We start from the raw sequence: 15,933 nt of genomic DNA on the forward strand, positions 1-15,933 counted from the left end.
GACGGGGTGACGGGGCGTGGGTGGTGGGGACCCCGCGCTTCAAGGGAAGCTGCCTGCCGTGTGGGAGGGCGTGGGGCCGTGGCCTGGAATGGGCGCGGCCGAGCCGTGTTGGAGGCCCGCCGCATCCCCACCAGGAGACGAGGACCATGGGCAGGTTGTTTGTCGCGCCGCTGCTGACCGGGCTGTTGACCGCTTCGGCGGCGATGGCGGAGGAGGACCCCTTCCTGTGGTTGGAGGAGGTGCAGGGACAGCGCGCGCTGGAGTGGGTGCGCGCGCAGAACGCGAAGACGGAGGCGGTGCTGGAGAAGGACCCGCGCTTCGAGCCCTTCCAGGCCGAGGCGCTGCGCATCTTCACCGCCACGGACCGCATCCCCGGCCCCTCGTTCCGCGCGGGCGGCGTGGACACCTTCTGGCAGGACGCGACGAACCCTCGCGGCCAGTGGCGACACACCACCACGGAGGGCTACGCGAGCCCCACCATCCCCTGGCAGACGGTGCTGGACGTGGACGCGCTGTCGAAGGCGGAGGGCGCCAACTGGATATGGAAGGGCAAGGAGTGCCTGCCCCCCGCGGACCAGCGCTGCATCGTGCGCCTGTCCAACGGCGGCAAGGACGCGGTGGAGGCGCGCGAGTTCGACGCGGGCACGAAGCAGTTCGTCGAGAACGGCTTCAAGCTCGCCGAGGGCAAGCAGTCCGTGGACTGGCTGGACACGGACACGCTGCTCGTGGGCCGTGACTGGGGAGGGGGCACGCTCACCGAGTCCGGTTACCCGTTCGTGCTCAAGCGCTGGAAGCGCGGCACGCCGGTGGAGCAGGCGACGGAGGTGTTCCGCGGCGAGCGCACCGACGTCTCCGCGTCGCCCATCATCCTGCGCGACGAGGAGGGCGCGCTCCAGGCGGTGTTCGTCAACCGCGGGGTGACGTTCTACGAGTCGGAGCTGTACCTCCTGGGAGACGCGGCGCCCGTGCGGCTGCCGTTCCCGAGGAAGGTGTCCTTCCAGGCCTTCCTCCAGGGGCAGGTGGTCTTCACCATCGAGGAGGACTGGGGCGGCTTCAAGCAGGGCGCGCTGCTGGCCTATCCGCTGGCGGCGCTGAAGGCGGACCCGGCGAAGGCGAAGCCCACGCTCATCCTCCAGCCCGGTCCCCGCCAGGGCATCGAGCGTGTGGCGGCCACGCGCAACCTGCTGCTCGTCAACGTGTACGAGGACGTGAAGGGCGCGCTGGACGTCTACACGCCGGGCAAGAAGCGCTGGACGCGCAAGCGGCTGGCGATGCCGAAGAACGCTTCGGTGGAGATCGTCGACACGTCCTCCTCGCACGACCAGGTGTTCGCGGGCGCGGAGGGATTCCTGGAGCCTGGGTCGCTGTGGTTCGGCGACGCGGCGGCGGGGAAGGTGAAGCGCATCAAGTCCCTGCCCGCGCGCTTCGATGCGTCCAAGCACCGCGTGGAGCAGTTCTGGGTGAAGTCGAAGGACGGGACGAAGGTGCCGTACTTCCTGGTGCGCCCGGTGAAGCCGAAGGCGCCCGGTGTCACGCCGACGGTGGTGTACGGCTACGGCGGCTTCCAGGTGTCCAAGCCGCCCGTCTACCTGCCGGAGATGGGCAAGCTGTGGCTGGAGCGGGGCGGCGCGTACGTCGTCGCCAACATCCGCGGCGGTGGTGAGTTCGGCCCGAGCTGGCACCAGGCTGCCCTGCGCGAGAAGCGTCAGCGCGCGTTCGATGACTTCGCCGCGGTGCTGGAAGACCTGGTGCGCCGCAAGGTGATGTCGCCGAAGCACATCGGCATCTACGGGCGCTCGAATGGTGGCGTGCTCACCAGCGTGGTGATGACGCAGCGGCCGGAGCTGCTCAACGCGGCGGTCATCGAGAGCCCGCTCATCGACATGATGCGCTACCCGAAGCTGCCCGCGGGCGCGTCCTGGGTGGGCGAGTACGGCGACCCGGCGGTGCCCGAGGATGCGGCGTTCATCTCGAAGTACTCGGCCTACCAGAACCTCAAGCCGGGCGTGCGCTACCCCAAGCCGTACATCACCACGAACACGAAGGACGACCGCGTCCACCCGGGACACGCGCGCAAGTTCGCCGCGAAGCTGGAGTCCATGGGTCTGCCGTATCTGTATTACGAGAACACGGACGGCGGGCACAGCAACGACTCCGACCCGATGCTGAACGCGCGCCGGTGGGCGCTGCACCACGTGTACCTGTCGCAGCAGTTGATGGACGCCGCGGCGCCCTAGCTGACGCTCTCCGCGCTGTAGCGGGCGATGAGGCCCGTGCGCACGGCGTGGCGGAAGACGCGGGTGAAGAAGAAGGCGGCCAGCAGGATGTAGAGGATGGCGAGGCCGCCTCCCAGCGCCACCGTGGACCAGGACACCGAGCCACCGGCGACGATGGCTCGCATGCCCTCGAACACGTACGAGGGCGGCAGCATGCGGCTGATGCCCTGCATCCACGAGGGCAGCGTGGACAGCGGGTAGAAGACGCCGACGAACGGGGAAAGGAGCGCGGGGATGGGCCAGATGAACCACTCCGCGGACGGCCCCAGCCGCAGCACCACCGCCGTGCCGATGATGCCCAGCGCGATGCCGAAGAGGAACAGCACCAGCAGGAACGGCACCAGCATGGCGCCATAGACGAGCATCGACAGGCCGAACACCGTGCCCGCGACCACGAGCATGACGACGAGGCCCACCGAGCTGGTCGCGATGCTGGAGAGCACCAGCCCCAGCACGTACTCGCTGATGGACATGGGCGTGGCGAAGACGTTGAGGAAGTTGCGCGACCAGACGTCCTCGAAGAAGGCCATCGTCACGCCCTGCATGACGCGGGTGAGGAAGTCCCAGAGGAGGACGGCGCCCAGCAGCGCGGGCACCAGGTCCATGCCGGGCTCGTGGGTGATGGTGCCCAGGTAGCGGGTGATGAACCCCCACAGGACGATGTCGATGGCCACCCACGCGAAGAGGGGGAAGACGCGCGAGGGGCTGCCCTTGAGCAGATAGAACTGGCGCAGGACGACGGCGGCGGCGCGGGACAGTCGCATGGCTTCAGTGATTCCCCAGCGCGAGCGGCTCGCGGGCGACGGTGATGAACAGCTCCTCGAGCGTGGCCTTGCCGTGCTCCTGCGGCAGCTTGCGAGGGTCTCCCTGGAGCAGCACCTTGCCGCGCGACATGAAGAGGACGCGGTCGCAGACCTCCTCGACCTCGTACATGTTGTGGGACGTCCACAGCACGCCGCCGGTGCCCTGGGCCGCGAAGTCGCGGATGCGGGCGCGGATGTCCTTCGCGGTGGCCGGGTCCAGGGACGCGGTGGGCTCGTCGAGCAGGAGCAGCTGCGGCTGGTTGAGCATGGCCTTGGCGAGCGCCACGCGGGTCTGCTCGCCCGAGGACAGCACGCCGCTCTTGGTGTCGCGGAAGCGCACGAGGTCGAACTCCTTCAGGAGGGTCTCGATGCGCTCGGAGACGTGCTTCACGCCGTAGATGAGCCCGAAGTAGCGCAGGTTCTGCTCGACGGTGAGGTTGCCGGGCAGGGGCGCGTAGACGGCGGCGAAGTTGGTGCGCTCCAGGGCCTGGGAGCGGTGCTTCGCCAGGTCCACGCCCTGGATGTGGATGGAGCCGGAGGTGGGCTCGAGCACGCCGAGCACCATGTTGATGGTCGTCGTCTTGCCGGCGCCATTGGGGCCGAGCAGCCCGACGATTTCGTTGCGGCCCACCTCGAAGGAGATGCCGTCGACGGCGACCGTGCCCGCGTAGGTCTTGCACAGCTCGCGCACGGCGAGCACGGGGGAGGAACTGGAGGCGGGCATCAGGTGTGGATCTTCTCGTTCCGGGCGAGCATGTCGACGTACTCGGCGATCTTGCGGGCGCGGGTCTCCGCCTTCTTGACGTTCTGGACGCGGAACAGGATGGCGTAGCGGTTGACGGAGTTGAGTGTCGAGAAGAACGCCTGGGCGCGCGGGTTGGCGGCAAGGGCCTGGGCGAGGTCCTCCGGCACGGTGGCTGTGCGCGCGGAGTCGTAGGCGGCGTCCCAGCGGCCGCTCTTCTTCGCGTTCTCGACCTCGGCCAGCCCCGTGGGGCGCATCTTCCCGGCGTCGATGAGGGCGAGCACCTTCTCGCGGTTGATCTTCGACCAGATGCTGCGCGGGCCGCGGGGCGTGAAGCGCAGCAGGTACGCCGTTTCGTCGAAGCGACCCTTCTGGCCGTCGATCCACCCCCATATCAACGCGACCTCCAGCGCCTCCTGGTAGGTGACGGAGGTGGGACTGTGGCCCTTCTTCGTGAACTTGAGCCACGCGCCGCGCGAGGTGTGGTGCTTCTCCATCCAGCGGTCGAAGGCGGCGGGGGTCTCGAAGAAGACGATGGGCAGGCCATCCGTGGGGGCGGGGGCGGACGGTGTCTTCGTCGCTGCGGGCGCGGACTTGGATGGCATGGGCGGGTTTCGAGCGGCGCTGGTGGTGGGCTTCGCGGCCGGGGACTTGTGGGGCGTCGCGCTGGCGAGCGTCTTTCGGGCGCCGGACTTGCGTGTCGCGGTGCTGGCGGTGGGCTTCGTGGCCGAGGACTTGCCGGTCGCTGCACTGGCCGGGGTCTTCGGGAGGGAAGACTTGCCGCGCCTGGCGCCGCGAGGAGGCGTCTGCGGCGCCACCGACTTCGCGGCCAGGGCGTTGCGGGCGGCCTTCACGGGGGTGGTGGTCTTCCCGTGCTTCGACGCGGGGCGGGAGGACTGCTTCGTCGAGGAGCGGGGCTCGCGGGCAGGGCTCATGGGCCCGGCTTGTAGCACGGGTCCGCGGCGCTATGGCTTCAGCCGGGCGTCGTCCGTCGCGGCTGCGCGGAGCGTGCCGGGGATGAAGTCCGGTCCCACCACGGTGCGCAGCCACGCGTCCTTCATCTGTCGCGCGCAGCGGAGGGCGGGCATGCGGCCGACGGCGGTGCCCAGGCCTGGGGTGAGGATGGTGCGGATGGGTGTCTTCGCCGTCTTGTTGTACGCGAGCACGCAGCGCAGCGAGGCGCGCATGGCGAGGTAGGCGTTCACCGTCTCGCTGACATCCGTGGGCACGCGCATGGTGGGCGCGCTGATGCACCAGGGAATCTCCTCGCGGCCGGTGGGGACGAGCACCGCGCTGCCCACGGGCAGCTCGCCGCCCCAGTCCTTCTCGAGCAGCTCGCGCAGGCGGTCCTGGACCTGCTGGCCGAACTGGTACGTGTACACGGCGTCGATGCCGCCATCCATGAACCCGAAGCTGTTGGCGGGGCTGATGATGGCGTCGGCGCGGATGTCGATGGGGTCCTTGGGGGACACCTGTCCCTCTCGCTCGGAGAAGATGTCACCTCGGGAGATGGTGACGCCGTCGAGGCCCGCGAACTCCTGGCGCCAGGCCTCCACCAGGGAGTGGCTGAGGTCACGCAGGTGCAGTCGGAGGGGAGGCGTCATGTCCGGGTTATACATCCCGCCCAGGTCCGGCGTAGGTTCCGGGGCCTATGCGCACTCTGTATGGGTTGCGGTACTCGGGCTGGACGGAGAAGGCCCTCTGGGCGTTGGACCACCACGGTGTCGACTACCGCTACCGCGAGCACACGCCGCTGACGGGTGAGCTGGCGTTGCGCTGGCGCACGCCGAAGGGCACGCGTCCCACGGTGCCGTTGCTCGTGGAGCCGGAAGGGGCGACGACGGGTTCGTTCTCGATTGCACGCAGGGCGGAGGCACAGGGGCGCGGTGCGCCGCTGTTTCCCGCGAGTGCGATGGAGACCATCGAGCGCTGGGAGCTGGTGAGCGACGCGGTGCTGGGGGTCGCCCGGGCGAACGTGCTGCGCCGGATGCTCGAGAATCCGCGTGCGCAGCGGGAGAGCCTGCCCGCGTACATCCCTGGGTTTCTTCGTGGGGTGTCCACGCCGGTGGCCCGGCTGGGGGTGCGGTTCATCTCGCGCAAGCATCACGCGGTGGCGGACCCCGAGCGGGTGCTGCATGAGAAGGCGGTCCCCGCGTTGGAGCGGCTTCGCGCGGAGCTGAAGGGGCGTCCCTATCTGATGGACGGCTTCACGTACGCGGACATCACGGCGGGGCTGATGCTCCAGTTCGTGCGGCCCGTGGATGATGCGTGGTTGCCGGTGGGGCCGGGGACACGTGAGGTGTGGCATCACGAGTCGCTGGCCGCGGCGTTCCCGGACCTGCTCGCGTGGCGGGACTCGCTGTACGCGAAGCACCGCCGCCCCGCGTTGTTGGGGGACGGCGGTGTGGTGGCTCGCGCGGGCTGAGGCGGGCTACTTCGTCTTCGCGGGCGGGGGCGCGGGCGGCGCGCCCTGGGGTGCGGCCATGCGCTGACGAATCATCTCCTGGATCTGCTCGGGCGACTTGCCCTTGAAGTCCTCGGGCTTGAAGGAGCCCATGACGGAGTCGTTGGGGCCGGGGGCGTCGAGCTCCTCGTAGTCAGCGGGGATGGTGAAGAGGGAGGCGGGCTGTTCGCCGACCTTGATGTTGGTGACGTCGATTTCGGCCTGGAGCTTGCCCTTGGTGTCGAAGGTCTGGCTGCGCACGTAGGCGACCTCGGGGAGGTCGGTGGGGCGCCACACCTTCTGACGCTCGACGGCGCCCTCGGCACCGGGAGGGACACCTTCATAGATGACGGTGGGGTGGCCGTTGACCTTCTGGGTGCCGACCTTCTTGAAGCCCTGTTCCTTGAAGCACGCGTCGAAGTCCTGGTTCTTCCCGGAGCAGGCGCCGGGAATCTTCACGGACATGTCGTCGAGGTTTCGCGTGGTGGCGGCCTTGCGCTCGTGGAAGAGGGTGGAGCCGGTGCGCTTCTCCCAGTTGAAGAGGATGGACATGCCGCCGGGGACCTCGGCGGGGGACAGGTCCATGCGCAGCATGCCCGTGCGGCCGTACATCTTGCCCTTGGTCTCCGGGGCGGCCTTCTGGCCGGGCGGGGGCGCGCTCTTCACGCGCAGGTCACCGACCCAGTCCGCGAGCGCGGGCGAGGACACGAGCAGCGTGGCGGCGAGGACCTTCGACAACGTGTGACGAACCGTGGATGTGCTCATGGGCGCACCACAATCCAGGGCCTGTGTGGGTGTCAAACCCGCTCGTGCTCCCTTGCCGGCTTGGAAGAGGGGACGTGTCAGGGCCGCGAGGCATGGTTCTGGCTCCTGCCATGGAGGGCCCATGTCGCCACGTTGGTGCGTCGCGCTGCTCATGCTGTTGACGGGTGTGGGATGCTCCTCGGCACGGGTCGTTCGTCTCGACACGGGGAGCGAGGTCTACACCCTGACGCCCCATGAGGAAGTGGGTGCGGAGCTTGCCGAGGCCCGACTCGAGGATGACGAGTTCGAGGACGCGATGAAGTCCCTGGCGCGTGATGTCGCTCCCTCGAACAACCCCATGAGGCAGGCCCGTGAATTGTTCGGGCTCCCCTCCCGCAGCGGGCTGTACCTCTACGAGCACCGGACGCACCGGCTCTCGGCCAGGGGCGAGCCTCCTGGTGAGGGGCCACACCTTCTGGAGACTTATGCGGACGAGGAGATGACCCAGGCCTATGGCCGATGGTGTCGGAACAAGGGGACGCCGGGCGACTGCCTGAGTCTGCTGGAGGAGGGTCCTCTGCTCGGCAGTGATGGCAAGTACGTGCTGGCGATGGCCATCGCCATGGGCTCGGTCTGGGAGGAGTCAGCCGAGGCGCTGGAGGACATGACCGACCCTCGGCAAGTCCTCTCGGTAGTGATGGCCTCGGTGACGATGTACATGCTCCTGTGGTCTCTGCCCGAGCCCGTGTCGAAGGGACTGGCGACGTTGCTGACAGTGACGGCCATCGCCTACCTGGGCGTCGACACGGTGTTGGGCATCATCGGTGGATGGTGCGCGCTCGTCAGGGATGTGGACCGTGCCACCACTTTCGAGCAGCTCGACGAAGCGGGCTCCGCATTTGGAGCGGTGCTGGGGGAGAACGCAGCGCGTGTCTTCGTGATGTTGGCCACCGCCGCTATCGGCAACACGGCGGGGTTGGCGGCGAAGTCAGCGCAACTGCCGGGCTCCGCACAGGCGGCGCTGGCGGTCGAATCTCAGGCGGGTTTCCAGTTCGCGGCCATGGGGGCGGTGCGTTCGGTCGCGGTGTCGGGCGAGGGACTCACCATCGCGCTCGCACCCAATGCGCTGGCGATGGCGGGTCGGGAAAACGGTGCGAGCAAGCCGCATCGCCATCACATCGCCACGGACAAGAACAGCATCTCCACTGTCCGGGGTGGGCCCTGGACCCCATTGTTCCGGAAGCTGTTCCGAAGAGCAGGAATGGAGCTGAAAGACCCGGAGAATATCGTGGAGGTGAGGGGCCACAGGGGTCCTCACCCGCAGCGGTATCACGAAGCCGTCTATGCTCGGCTCAACGACTCGGTAAGGAGCTGTCGTACCGTGGAGACCTGTCGCAAGGCGCTGACCGCCGAACTCCGGTCCGTGGCCATCGAAGTCAGGACGAAGGGGACAGAGCTCCACGAACTGGTGACGAAGAGGAAGTGAGATAGAGAGCCAGATATGCCCAAGCGCTACTTCAAGCTCGCGCAGGTGATGGAGTCTGGGAACTGGACCCTGGGGGACCCCGCGGATGAGACGGGGCAGGAGGTGGAGGACCCATTTGTCTTCCGTGCCGGGCGAGCGCTTCCACCGCAAGGACGTTTGAGCATCCCCATCGAAGAGCCCGGGCGAAGCCTGGAGTTCAGCACCACGGCCCTCGGCATGGCGCCCGTCGTCCATGTCCGGGTCGCGGAGCTCTTCGCGGAGCTGGCACCTGACACGGTGCAGCTCCTCCCCATCGAAATCCAAGGGATGCCGGACCAGTACCTCCTCGTGGTCGTTACCCGGCTCATCCGCTGCATCGACGACCAAGCCTCCGACGAGGTCCGATACTGGAAGCCTGAACACGGCCAGCCCGACCGGGTGGGTGACTACAAGTCCGTCATCGGCATGCGCATCGACAAGTCGAAGGTCGGTGACGCCCAGGTGTTCCGCACCTGGGGCTGGGACCTGGGCCTCATCGTCTCCGAGGACCTCAAGCTCGCACTGGAGCGCGCTCAAGTCACCGGCGTGAGGTTCACCGAGGTCTGACCCCTGGAAACACGAACGGCGCCGGCCTCCAGGAGGCACGGCGCCGCGGTGCTCACGACAGGGCCGAGGCTCAGCCCGGCTGGCAGACCTGGCGGAGGATGTCGAGCGACTCCAGCGCCTTGCCCGCGCCAATCACCACGGCGGACAGCGGGTCCTCGGCCAGGAACACCGGCAGGCCCGTCTCCTCACGCAACAGCGTGTCCAGGTTCTTCAGCAGCGCGCCACCACCGGCCAGCACGATGCCCCTGTCGGCGATGTCACCGGCCAGCTCCGGCGGCGTGCGCTCCAGCGTCAGCTTCACCGCCTCGACGATGCCGTTCACCGGCTCGGCGAGCGCGTCACGCACCTCGTCGCTCGACACCGTCAGCGTGCGCGGCACACCGGCCACCAGGTCGCGACCCTTGATCTCCATGGTCATGACCTCGTCCGTCGGATACGCCGTGCCGATGCCCATCTTGATGAGCTCCGCCGTGCGCTCGCCGATGAGCAGGTTGTACTTGCGCTTCACGTACTGGATGATCGCCTCGTCCAGCTTGTCGCCGCCGATGCGCACGCTCTTGGCGAACACGATGCCCGCCAGGCTGATGACCGCGACGTCGGACGTGCCACCGCCGATGTCCACAATCATGTTGCCGCTGGGCTCCGTCACCGGAAGGCCCGCGCCGATGGCCGCCGCCATGGGCTGCTCAATCAGGTAGACCTCGCGCGCGCCCGCGTTCGCCGCCGCCTCGCGCACCGCGCGGCGCTCCACCTCCGTGATTCCAGAGGGGATGCCGATGATGATGCGCGGGTTCACCAGCGTCTTGCGGTTGTGCGCGCTCTGGATGAAGTAGCGCAGCATCGCCGCCGTGATTTCGAAGTCGGCGATGACGCCGTCCTTCATCGGCCGGATGGCGACGATGTTGCCCGGCGTGCGGCCCAACATCTCCTTGGCTTCCTTGCCCACCGCGAGGACCTTCTTGCCCCCGCGCGCGTCCTGCTGGACGGCCACCACCGAGGGCTCGTTGGACACGATGCCCTGACCGCGGATGTAGATGAGCGTGTTCGCCGTGCCGAGGTCGATGGCGAGGTCGCGCGAAAAGAGGGTGTGAAGCCAGTCGAACATACGAGGGCGGAAACTTTCGGAGAGTCGGCGGAATTTCCCGCTGGCGCGTGGGGGAATGCGGCCGCGAAGGTACTACGCGACGCGGCACGGAGGAAGAAAAGCCGGAAGCCCTTTCACAACCGCCTGGGGAGCAGTCGACCAGCGGACTCGGGCGGGGGAAGGTCCACCCCCCACGAACCCCCGCCTCAGGGGGAGACTTCCACCACCTGGGCCCGCTCGAAGCGCGTGGCCACCACACCCGCCTGCTCCGCCTCGCCCTCGGGAAGGCACCCGGCGGGCACCACCCCGGCCTCCTCGGCCTCCCGGTACTCGGGCGTGTGCCGCAAAGCCTCGCTGGTGACGTGGAGCAGCCCGTCGCGGACCGGCTCGAACAGCAGCGCGGTGAGGTACCAGGCGGGCGCGTAGTCCAGGCGGATGAGCCCGTGCACGCTCCAGCGGTGCGGCGTGTAGTCCCACGGGCAGCGGCCGAGCACCTTCTTCAAGAGCCACCCCGTGGCGTACTCCGCCCCGAAGATGAGGGCCGTGTAGGCCAGCGCCCTCACCGGCCGGGGCAGGGGCTTGAGCCTGGCGGAGACCTCCTCCAGCGCCAGCGCCGTCCCCCCGTAGATGGGGTGCATCCAGAGATAGGTCTGCGCCGTGGCGCTCCTGTCCCGGCGCAGGGCCGCGTTCGCCCCCGTGAAGAGGACCTCCAGCACCCAACCCGTGCACCCGTAGAGCAGGAATCGTGAAAGCACCCCCTCAACCTAGGGATGCTCCCCCTCGGCCGCACGCCCATGCACGCGCCGCATCGACGCCTGCCATCGCTGTGCACGGGCGGACGTTGTCATCGTCCACGCGCGCCTTCGCGCCGCGTCCCGGTCGACTCATCCGTGGAGAGGAGGACATGGGCCTACAGCCCGGTGACGCACCCGCCTGGAACGGGGTGTCGTCCCCTCGCGTCAGGGCGCGTGGAGCCACGGGCACATGGCCGCGCCGCCGCTCCACGCGCTCGCCACCTCGTCCGCGCGGTGGGGCTTGAGCGGACTGGCGGGCGGGGGACAACCCGCGCTTTACGGGGCCATGTCCGGCGTAGTACCTGAACGGCCGATGCGCTCCCCCGGCCCGACATCGCGAATGCCCGGTTCCGGGGGTGAGCTGCTCCGTGCCGGGCTGCTGGCCCTGGGCATGGCGCTGGTCCTGGTGACCGTCCTGCGCGCCGGGGACGCCGAGTGCCCCACCCGAAGCACCCCCGAGCGCGGCTTCTACGCCGACTCCGGCGTGACGTCGGTGCTCCAGGGCGCCGGGTCCTCCAAGAAGTCCTCGCGGCGCTGGGGCGCGCAGTTCCACATCACGGACCTGGGCGGCTGGGACCTGGGGCTCCATGTGGGCGCGGGGCCCGTCGTCTTCGCGGCCTCCTCGGTGCGGACCCGCACGGGGCTGGAGCCGGACCTGCTGGCCCTGTACCGCTGGGGCCGCGAGCGTCACCACGCCTTCACGCGCGTCACCCTGCGCGAACGTCGTGCCCCGGCGGCGCCCACGTCGAGCGGGGAAGTCGCGGACCGTCCCTCCATCGCCAGTCGGACGCTGCGCGGACCGCCCGAGTTCGGCTGACCCGTGCGCGACGCGGGCCCTCTGCCGGGCCGGGGTCGCGCGTGGAGTCCCGCGGTGGTCCGGGCGAGAAGCCCGGCGTGACGTCGTCTTTTCCTTTCATCCCCGAGGGATGGCCCTTGTCTTTCCGAGTCCTCGGAAAAAAGCGGGGCGCGTCCCGTCCGAGTCTTCCAGATTGAGGTGACCTGATGCACGGAGCCCACGAGGTCCTCCAGGCCATTGCCATTGTCCTGTGCGTCGCCGCGGTGACGACGGTGGTCTTCCAGAAGCTGCGCCAGCCCGTGGTGCTCGGCTACATCCTCGCGGGCCTCGTGGTGGGCCCCTACCTGCCGATTCCGCTGGTCGCCAACCAGGAGGTGGTGACGACGCTGTCGGAGCTGGGCGTCATCCTGCTGATGTTCTCGCTCGGGCTGGAGTTCAGCCTGCGCAAGCTGTTCTCGGTGGGGTTCACCGCCGGGCTCACGGCCGTCATCCAGTGCAGCATCATGGTGTGGCTGGGCTTCGTGGTGGGGCGCGCCTTCGGCTGGACGACGCTGGAGAGCATCTTCACCGGCGCCATCATCGCCGTGTCCAGCACCACCATCATCGCCAAGGTGTTCGACGAGCAGGGCATCCGCGGGAAGCTGCGGGAGCTGGTGGTGGGCGTGCTCATCGTCGAGGACCTCATCGCGGTGCTGCTGATGGCCACGCTGACGGCCATCTCCACGGGCGCGGGCCTGTCCGTGAAGGACCTGACGCTGACCACGGGCAAGCTGGTGGCGTTCCTGGTGGGCCTGGTGGCGGTGGGCCTGTTCATCATCCCCCGGGCCATGCGCGCGGTCATCAAGCTGAACCGGCCGGAGACGACGCTCGTGACGAGCGTGGGCATCTGCTTCGCGGTGGCGCTGCTGGCCCAGTCGTTCGGCTACTCGGTGGCGCTGGGCGCGTTCCTCGCGGGCTCGCTGGTGGCGGAGTCGGGTGAGGAGAAGCTGGTCGAGCACCTGGTGCAGCCGGTGCGCGACATGTTCGCGGCCATCTTCTTCGTGTCGGTGGGCATGCTCATCAGCCCCGCGCTCATCATGGAGCACTGGGCGGCCATCCTGGTGCTCACCGTGGTGGTCATCGTCGGCAAGCTGGTCAGCGTGGCGCTGGGCGCGTTCCTGACGGGCAACAGCACGCGCACCTCCGTGCAGGCGGGCCTGAGCCTGGCGCAGATTGGCGAGTTCTCCTTCATCATCGCCGCGCTGGGCCTGTCGCTGAAGGCCACCGGCTCGTTCATCTACCCGGTGGCTGTGGCCGTGTCGGCCATCACCACGCTCACCACGCCCCTGCTCATCAAGGCCTCGGGGCCGGTGGCGTCGTGGGTGGACCGCAAGCTGCCCAAGCCCCTGCAGACCTTCGTCACGCTGTACGGTACGTGGGTGGAGCGGCTGCGGCAGGCGCCGCGTCGGGAGACGTTGGGTGCGGGCGTGCGGCGCCTCATCCGGCTGTTGGTGCTGGACGCGGTGCTGCTGGTGGTCCTGGTCATCGGCACGGCGCTGATGGCGGACCGCATGGCCCACTTCGTCGAGGTCCAGACGGGCGTGGACGAGGACCTGTCGAAGAACCTCATCCTGGGCGGCGCCGTGCTGCTGGCGGTGCCGTTCATCCTGGGCGTCATCGGCATGGCGCGGCGGCTGGGCTCGATTCTGTCCGAGGCGGCGCTGCCGGCGCGCAAGGACGGCAAGCTGGACCTGGCCGCGGCGCCTCGGCGGGTGCTGCTCGTCACGCTGCAGGTGGGCATCGTCCTGCTGGTGGCCATCCCGGTGGTGGTGGTGACGCAGCCCTTCCTGAAGGGCGTGGCGGGCCCCCTGGTGTTGCTGGTGCTGGTGGGCGCGCTGGGCGTCGCGTTCTGGCGCGGGGCGACGAACCTGCACGGCCACGTGCGCGCCGGCGCGCAGGTGCTGGTGGCGGCGCTGGCGGCGCAGTCGCACTCGAAGGAGCCGGGCGCGGAGGAGCACGCGCTGGACCACGTGCAGGGGCTGTTGCCGGGCCTGGGCGCGCCGGCCTCCGTGCGGCTGGAGGAGTCGAGCCCCGGGGCGGGCAAGACGCTGGCCCAGGTGAACCTGCGTGGCCTCACGGGCGCGACGGTGCTGGCCATCCAGCGTGGCGAGCAGAGCCTGTCGGTGCCCACCGCGCAGGAGGTGCTGCGGGTGGGCGACGTGCTCGCGCTGACGGGGACGAGCGAGGCGGTGGACGCGGCGAAGGCGCTGCTGCTGGGCGCGCCACCCTCGGTGCCGCCGCCCGAGCCCTCTGCTCCGGAGGAGACGCGCGCCCACGGGTAGCCTGTCCGCCTGGGGGGCGGTGAGCCTCACCGCCCCCGTCGCGGCCCCCTGCCGCGCGAGCACGCTTCCTTGCCTCACAGTCCACGGAAGGGGCGATGTGTCTGGGCGTCCTGCTCTCCGAGCGACGGCCCGACACCCGCCGCCGCGCCCCTGTCCTTCGTGCGCCTCGTTTTCACATTGAGAGGTCCACAGTGGTGGGGAGCACGACCATGAAAGATTTCCGAAGAGGGTGGTTGATTGGCGCGCTGGTGCCGGCGATGGCGCTGGGCTGGGCCTGTGAGTCCCGGCAGTCCGCGGATTCACGCAACGAGCAGGGCACAGGGGGCTCGGGTCGCACGACGGAGATGACGGGGGGCTCGCAGGACGCCGTCCCGAGTGGCGCCACGCAGGACCACGGCGGTGCGGGCTCGAGCGACGACGGCATCGGAGGCAGCGGCAGCAGCTCCGATGTCCAGGGCTCGGGCACCCAGCCGGGCAGCACCGGCTCCGGCGTCTACGGCACGGGCGCGGGGGGCAGCAGCACCGGCTCGGATGTCAGCGGCTCGGGCTCGAGCGGCACCGGCTCCGACCTCAACGGCACGGGGGCGGGTGGCAGCGGCACCGGCAGTCAGGGCACTACCGGCTCCGACCTCAACGGCACGGGCTCCGGTGGCAGCGGCGCGAGCGGGACGGACACCACGGATACGTCGGGCACGAGCAGCACGAACGACCCGGCCACCAGCGGCACCAGCCCGGGAGGCACCGGCGGCACGGGCGCGAGCGGCACCAGCACGGGCAACCCGAACACCACAGGCGGCACCGGCGGCTCGGGCGCGGGGCTCGACAACAGCGGCTCCGGCGGCACCACGGGCACCAACGCGGGCCCGTCGGGCACCAGCGACAGCGGCACCCGGCGCTAGTCGTGAAGGGAGACTGTGTCCGGGCGGACCTCGTGCACGCGAGGCCCGCGCCGGACGACCCGGGAGGTCACCCTGTCCCGCGAGGGGACGGGACCTTCCCGGACGACGCGCGTGACTAGCGCTTCAGCGCGTACTTGCCGATGACGTAGAGGGCGCGCACGCCGTCCTTCCAGCCAATCTTCTTGCCCTCCTCGTACGTGCGCCCGTGGTAGCTGATGGGCACCTCGTAGATGCGCCAGTTGCCGCGGGCCACCTTGGCGGTGATTTCGGGCTCGAAGCCGAACCGGTCCTCCTCCACCTCGACGGAGCGCAGGACCTCGGCGCGGAAGGCCTTGTAGCAGGTCTCCATGTCGGTGAGGTTCAGCCCGCTCGTCATGTTGGAGAGCGTGGTCAGCAGGTTGTTGAGCACCGTGTGCCAGAAGTACAGCACCCGGCGGGGCGTCCCCGTGAAGCGGCTGCCGAAGACGACGTCGGCCTCGCCGTCCAGGATGGGCTGAATCACCCGGGGGATGTCGCGCGGGTCGTACTCCAGGTCCGCGTCCTGCACGAGGATGATGTCCCCGGTGGCCTCGGCGAAGCCCCTGCGCAGCGCGGCGCCCTTGCCCTGGTTCTGCTCCTGGAACAGCACCCGGATTTCGTTGCGGTTCTTCGGCGTGCCCCCCAGCAGGCCCACACCCTGCTCGGCGAGCTGCTGCAACAGCTCCCGGCTTCCGTCCCGGGAGCAATCGTCCACGAGGACAAGCTCCTTGGGGAAGTCGACCGCGATGCAGCGGCGCAGCAGCTCCGCCAGGGTGGGAATCTCGTTGTAGACGGGGATGACCAGGGAGACGAGCATGGCGGCTCGGGCTCTATCGCATTTCGACCCGGGGGGCGACTGTCCAGCACCCGGCGCGTGTACCCACGTCTCCTGCCCTTTCCCCTCGCCCCGGTGTGAGATGGGGGGTGGCAAGAGTCACCTGT

The 15,933-nt window shown here is 69.3% G+C and carries 15 protein-coding genes; 7 read left to right on the top strand and 8 right to left on the bottom strand.

What is annotated here, in order from left to right; all coding sequences use genetic code 11:
* Nucleotides 1-146 precede the first annotated feature (146 nt).
* A complete protein-coding gene (locus OWM54_RS25350) occupies nt 147-2,237 on the top strand; it encodes a prolyl oligopeptidase family serine peptidase (protein ID WP_267699164.1) in 2,091 nt (696 codons plus the stop codon).
* Here OWM54_RS25350 and OWM54_RS25355 read toward each other — a convergent pair.
* From OWM54_RS25355 to OWM54_RS25370, 4 genes are read right to left on the bottom strand one after another with little or no spacing between them, the layout of a single operon-like run.
* On the bottom strand, nt 2,234-3,040 hold the full coding sequence (locus OWM54_RS25355) for an ABC transporter permease (RefSeq protein ID WP_046716604.1): 807 nt from the start codon (nt 3,038-3,040) through the stop codon (nt 2,234-2,236). The genes OWM54_RS25350 and OWM54_RS25355 overlap by 4 nt on opposite strands.
* Nucleotides 3,041-3,044: 4 nt before the next feature.
* A complete protein-coding gene (locus OWM54_RS25360) occupies nt 3,045-3,803 on the bottom strand; it encodes an ABC transporter ATP-binding protein (protein WP_267699165.1) in 759 nt (252 codons plus the stop codon).
* Nucleotides 3,803-4,756 carry a YdeI/OmpD-associated family protein gene (locus OWM54_RS25365; protein WP_324289147.1) on the bottom strand — a complete coding sequence of 318 codons (954 nt, stop codon included), beginning with the start codon at nt 4,754-4,756 and terminating at the stop codon, nt 3,803-3,805. The genes OWM54_RS25360 and OWM54_RS25365 overlap by 1 nt, the downstream gene beginning before the upstream one ends.
* Nucleotides 4,757-4,786: 30 nt before the next feature.
* Entirely contained in the window at nt 4,787-5,425 is a 639-nt protein-coding gene (locus OWM54_RS25370) for a macro domain-containing protein (protein WP_267699167.1), read from the bottom strand.
* A 47-nt stretch (nt 5,426-5,472) separates the two neighbouring features.
* Between OWM54_RS25370 and OWM54_RS25375 the strand changes: the two genes are divergently transcribed.
* Nucleotides 5,473-6,246: a glutathione S-transferase family protein gene (locus OWM54_RS25375; RefSeq protein ID WP_267699168.1), complete on the top strand. Its 774-nt coding sequence runs from the start codon at nt 5,473-5,475 to the stop codon at nt 6,244-6,246.
* A gap of 6 nt (nt 6,247-6,252) precedes the next feature.
* Here OWM54_RS25375 and OWM54_RS25380 read toward each other — a convergent pair whose 3' ends face one another.
* A complete protein-coding gene (locus OWM54_RS25380; protein ID WP_223749662.1) occupies nt 6,253-7,029 on the bottom strand; it encodes a hypothetical protein in 777 nt (258 codons plus the stop codon).
* A gap of 121 nt (nt 7,030-7,150) precedes the next feature.
* Between OWM54_RS25380 and OWM54_RS25385 the strand changes: the two genes are divergently transcribed.
* Together OWM54_RS25385 and OWM54_RS25390 are read left to right on the top strand one after the other, a co-directional pair.
* Nucleotides 7,151-8,494 (top strand): AHH domain-containing protein, encoded by a 1,344-nt coding sequence (locus OWM54_RS25385; RefSeq protein WP_267699169.1) that lies wholly within the window; start codon nt 7,151-7,153, stop codon nt 8,492-8,494.
* 15 nt (nt 8,495-8,509) lie between these two features.
* Nucleotides 8,510-9,079 (top strand): imm11 family protein, encoded by a 570-nt coding sequence (locus OWM54_RS25390; protein ID WP_223749664.1) that lies wholly within the window; start codon nt 8,510-8,512, stop codon nt 9,077-9,079.
* A gap of 70 nt (nt 9,080-9,149) precedes the next feature.
* Here OWM54_RS25390 and OWM54_RS25395 read toward each other — a convergent pair whose 3' ends face one another.
* Both OWM54_RS25395 and OWM54_RS25400 read right to left on the bottom strand, forming a co-directional pair.
* On the bottom strand, nt 9,150-10,184 hold the full coding sequence (locus tag OWM54_RS25395; protein WP_011556714.1) for a rod shape-determining protein: 1,035 nt from the start codon (nt 10,182-10,184) through the stop codon (nt 9,150-9,152).
* A gap of 185 nt (nt 10,185-10,369) precedes the next feature.
* Nucleotides 10,370-10,918, bottom strand: coding sequence for a putative ABC transporter permease (locus OWM54_RS25400; RefSeq protein ID WP_141325547.1), 549 nt, complete (start codon nt 10,916-10,918; stop codon nt 10,370-10,372).
* A 379-nt stretch (nt 10,919-11,297) separates the two neighbouring features.
* Between OWM54_RS25400 and OWM54_RS25405 the strand changes: the two genes are divergently transcribed.
* From OWM54_RS25405 to OWM54_RS25415, 3 genes are all read left to right on the top strand, one after another.
* On the top strand, nt 11,298-11,774 hold the full coding sequence (locus OWM54_RS25405) for a hypothetical protein (RefSeq protein WP_267699170.1): 477 nt from the start codon (nt 11,298-11,300) through the stop codon (nt 11,772-11,774).
* A gap of 185 nt (nt 11,775-11,959) precedes the next feature.
* The gene (locus tag OWM54_RS25410) at nt 11,960-14,074 is read left to right on the top strand and encodes a cation:proton antiporter (RefSeq protein WP_141325543.1); all 2,115 of its coding nucleotides are present in this window, start codon (nt 11,960-11,962) and stop codon (nt 14,072-14,074) included.
* Between the two features lie 209 nt (nt 14,075-14,283).
* Nucleotides 14,284-14,973, top strand: coding sequence for a hypothetical protein (locus OWM54_RS25415; protein WP_267699171.1), 690 nt, complete (start codon nt 14,284-14,286; stop codon nt 14,971-14,973).
* Nucleotides 14,974-15,088: 115 nt separating this feature from the next.
* Here OWM54_RS25415 and OWM54_RS25420 read toward each other — a convergent pair whose 3' ends face one another.
* Complete coding sequence (locus OWM54_RS25420; protein ID WP_267699172.1) at nt 15,089-15,808, bottom strand: glycosyltransferase family 2 protein; 720 nt, start codon at nt 15,806-15,808, stop codon at nt 15,089-15,091.
* Between the last annotated feature and the right edge of the window lie 125 nt (nt 15,809-15,933).

Source organism: Myxococcus sp. MISCRS1 (genome assembly GCF_026626605.1).
Lineage (GTDB): Bacteria > Myxococcota > Myxococcia > Myxococcales > Myxococcaceae > Myxococcus > Myxococcus fulvus.

Excerpts from the sequence above, each read along its gene's own strand:
- OWM54_RS25350 (WP_267699164.1), top strand. The coding sequence starts at position 147 with ATGGGCAGGTTGTTTGTCGCGCCGCTGCTGACCGGGCTGTTGACCGCT.
- OWM54_RS25355 (WP_046716604.1), bottom strand. The coding sequence starts at position 3,040 with ATGCGACTGTCCCGCGCCGCCGCCGTCGTCCTGCGCCAGTTCTATCTG.
- OWM54_RS25410 (WP_141325543.1), top strand. The coding sequence starts at position 11,960 with ATGCACGGAGCCCACGAGGTCCTCCAGGCCATTGCCATTGTCCTGTGC.
- OWM54_RS25380 (WP_223749662.1), bottom strand. The coding sequence starts at position 7,029 with ATGAGCACATCCACGGTTCGTCACACGTTGTCGAAGGTCCTCGCCGCC.
- OWM54_RS25390 (WP_223749664.1), top strand. The coding sequence starts at position 8,510 with ATGCCCAAGCGCTACTTCAAGCTCGCGCAGGTGATGGAGTCTGGGAAC.
- OWM54_RS25365 (WP_324289147.1), bottom strand. The coding sequence starts at position 4,756 with ATGAGCCCTGCCCGCGAGCCCCGCTCCTCGACGAAGCAGTCCTCCCGC.
- OWM54_RS25360 (WP_267699165.1), bottom strand. The coding sequence starts at position 3,803 with ATGCCCGCCTCCAGTTCCTCCCCCGTGCTCGCCGTGCGCGAGCTGTGC.
- OWM54_RS25375 (WP_267699168.1), top strand. The coding sequence starts at position 5,473 with ATGCGCACTCTGTATGGGTTGCGGTACTCGGGCTGGACGGAGAAGGCC.
- OWM54_RS25385 (WP_267699169.1), top strand. The coding sequence starts at position 7,151 with ATGTCGCCACGTTGGTGCGTCGCGCTGCTCATGCTGTTGACGGGTGTG.
- OWM54_RS25415 (WP_267699171.1), top strand. The coding sequence starts at position 14,284 with ATGAAAGATTTCCGAAGAGGGTGGTTGATTGGCGCGCTGGTGCCGGCG.
- OWM54_RS25420 (WP_267699172.1), bottom strand. The coding sequence starts at position 15,808 with ATGCTCGTCTCCCTGGTCATCCCCGTCTACAACGAGATTCCCACCCTG.
- OWM54_RS25370 (WP_267699167.1), bottom strand. The coding sequence starts at position 5,425 with ATGACGCCTCCCCTCCGACTGCACCTGCGTGACCTCAGCCACTCCCTG.
- OWM54_RS25405 (WP_267699170.1), top strand. The coding sequence starts at position 11,298 with ATGCCCGGTTCCGGGGGTGAGCTGCTCCGTGCCGGGCTGCTGGCCCTG.
- OWM54_RS25395 (WP_011556714.1), bottom strand. The coding sequence starts at position 10,184 with ATGTTCGACTGGCTTCACACCCTCTTTTCGCGCGACCTCGCCATCGAC.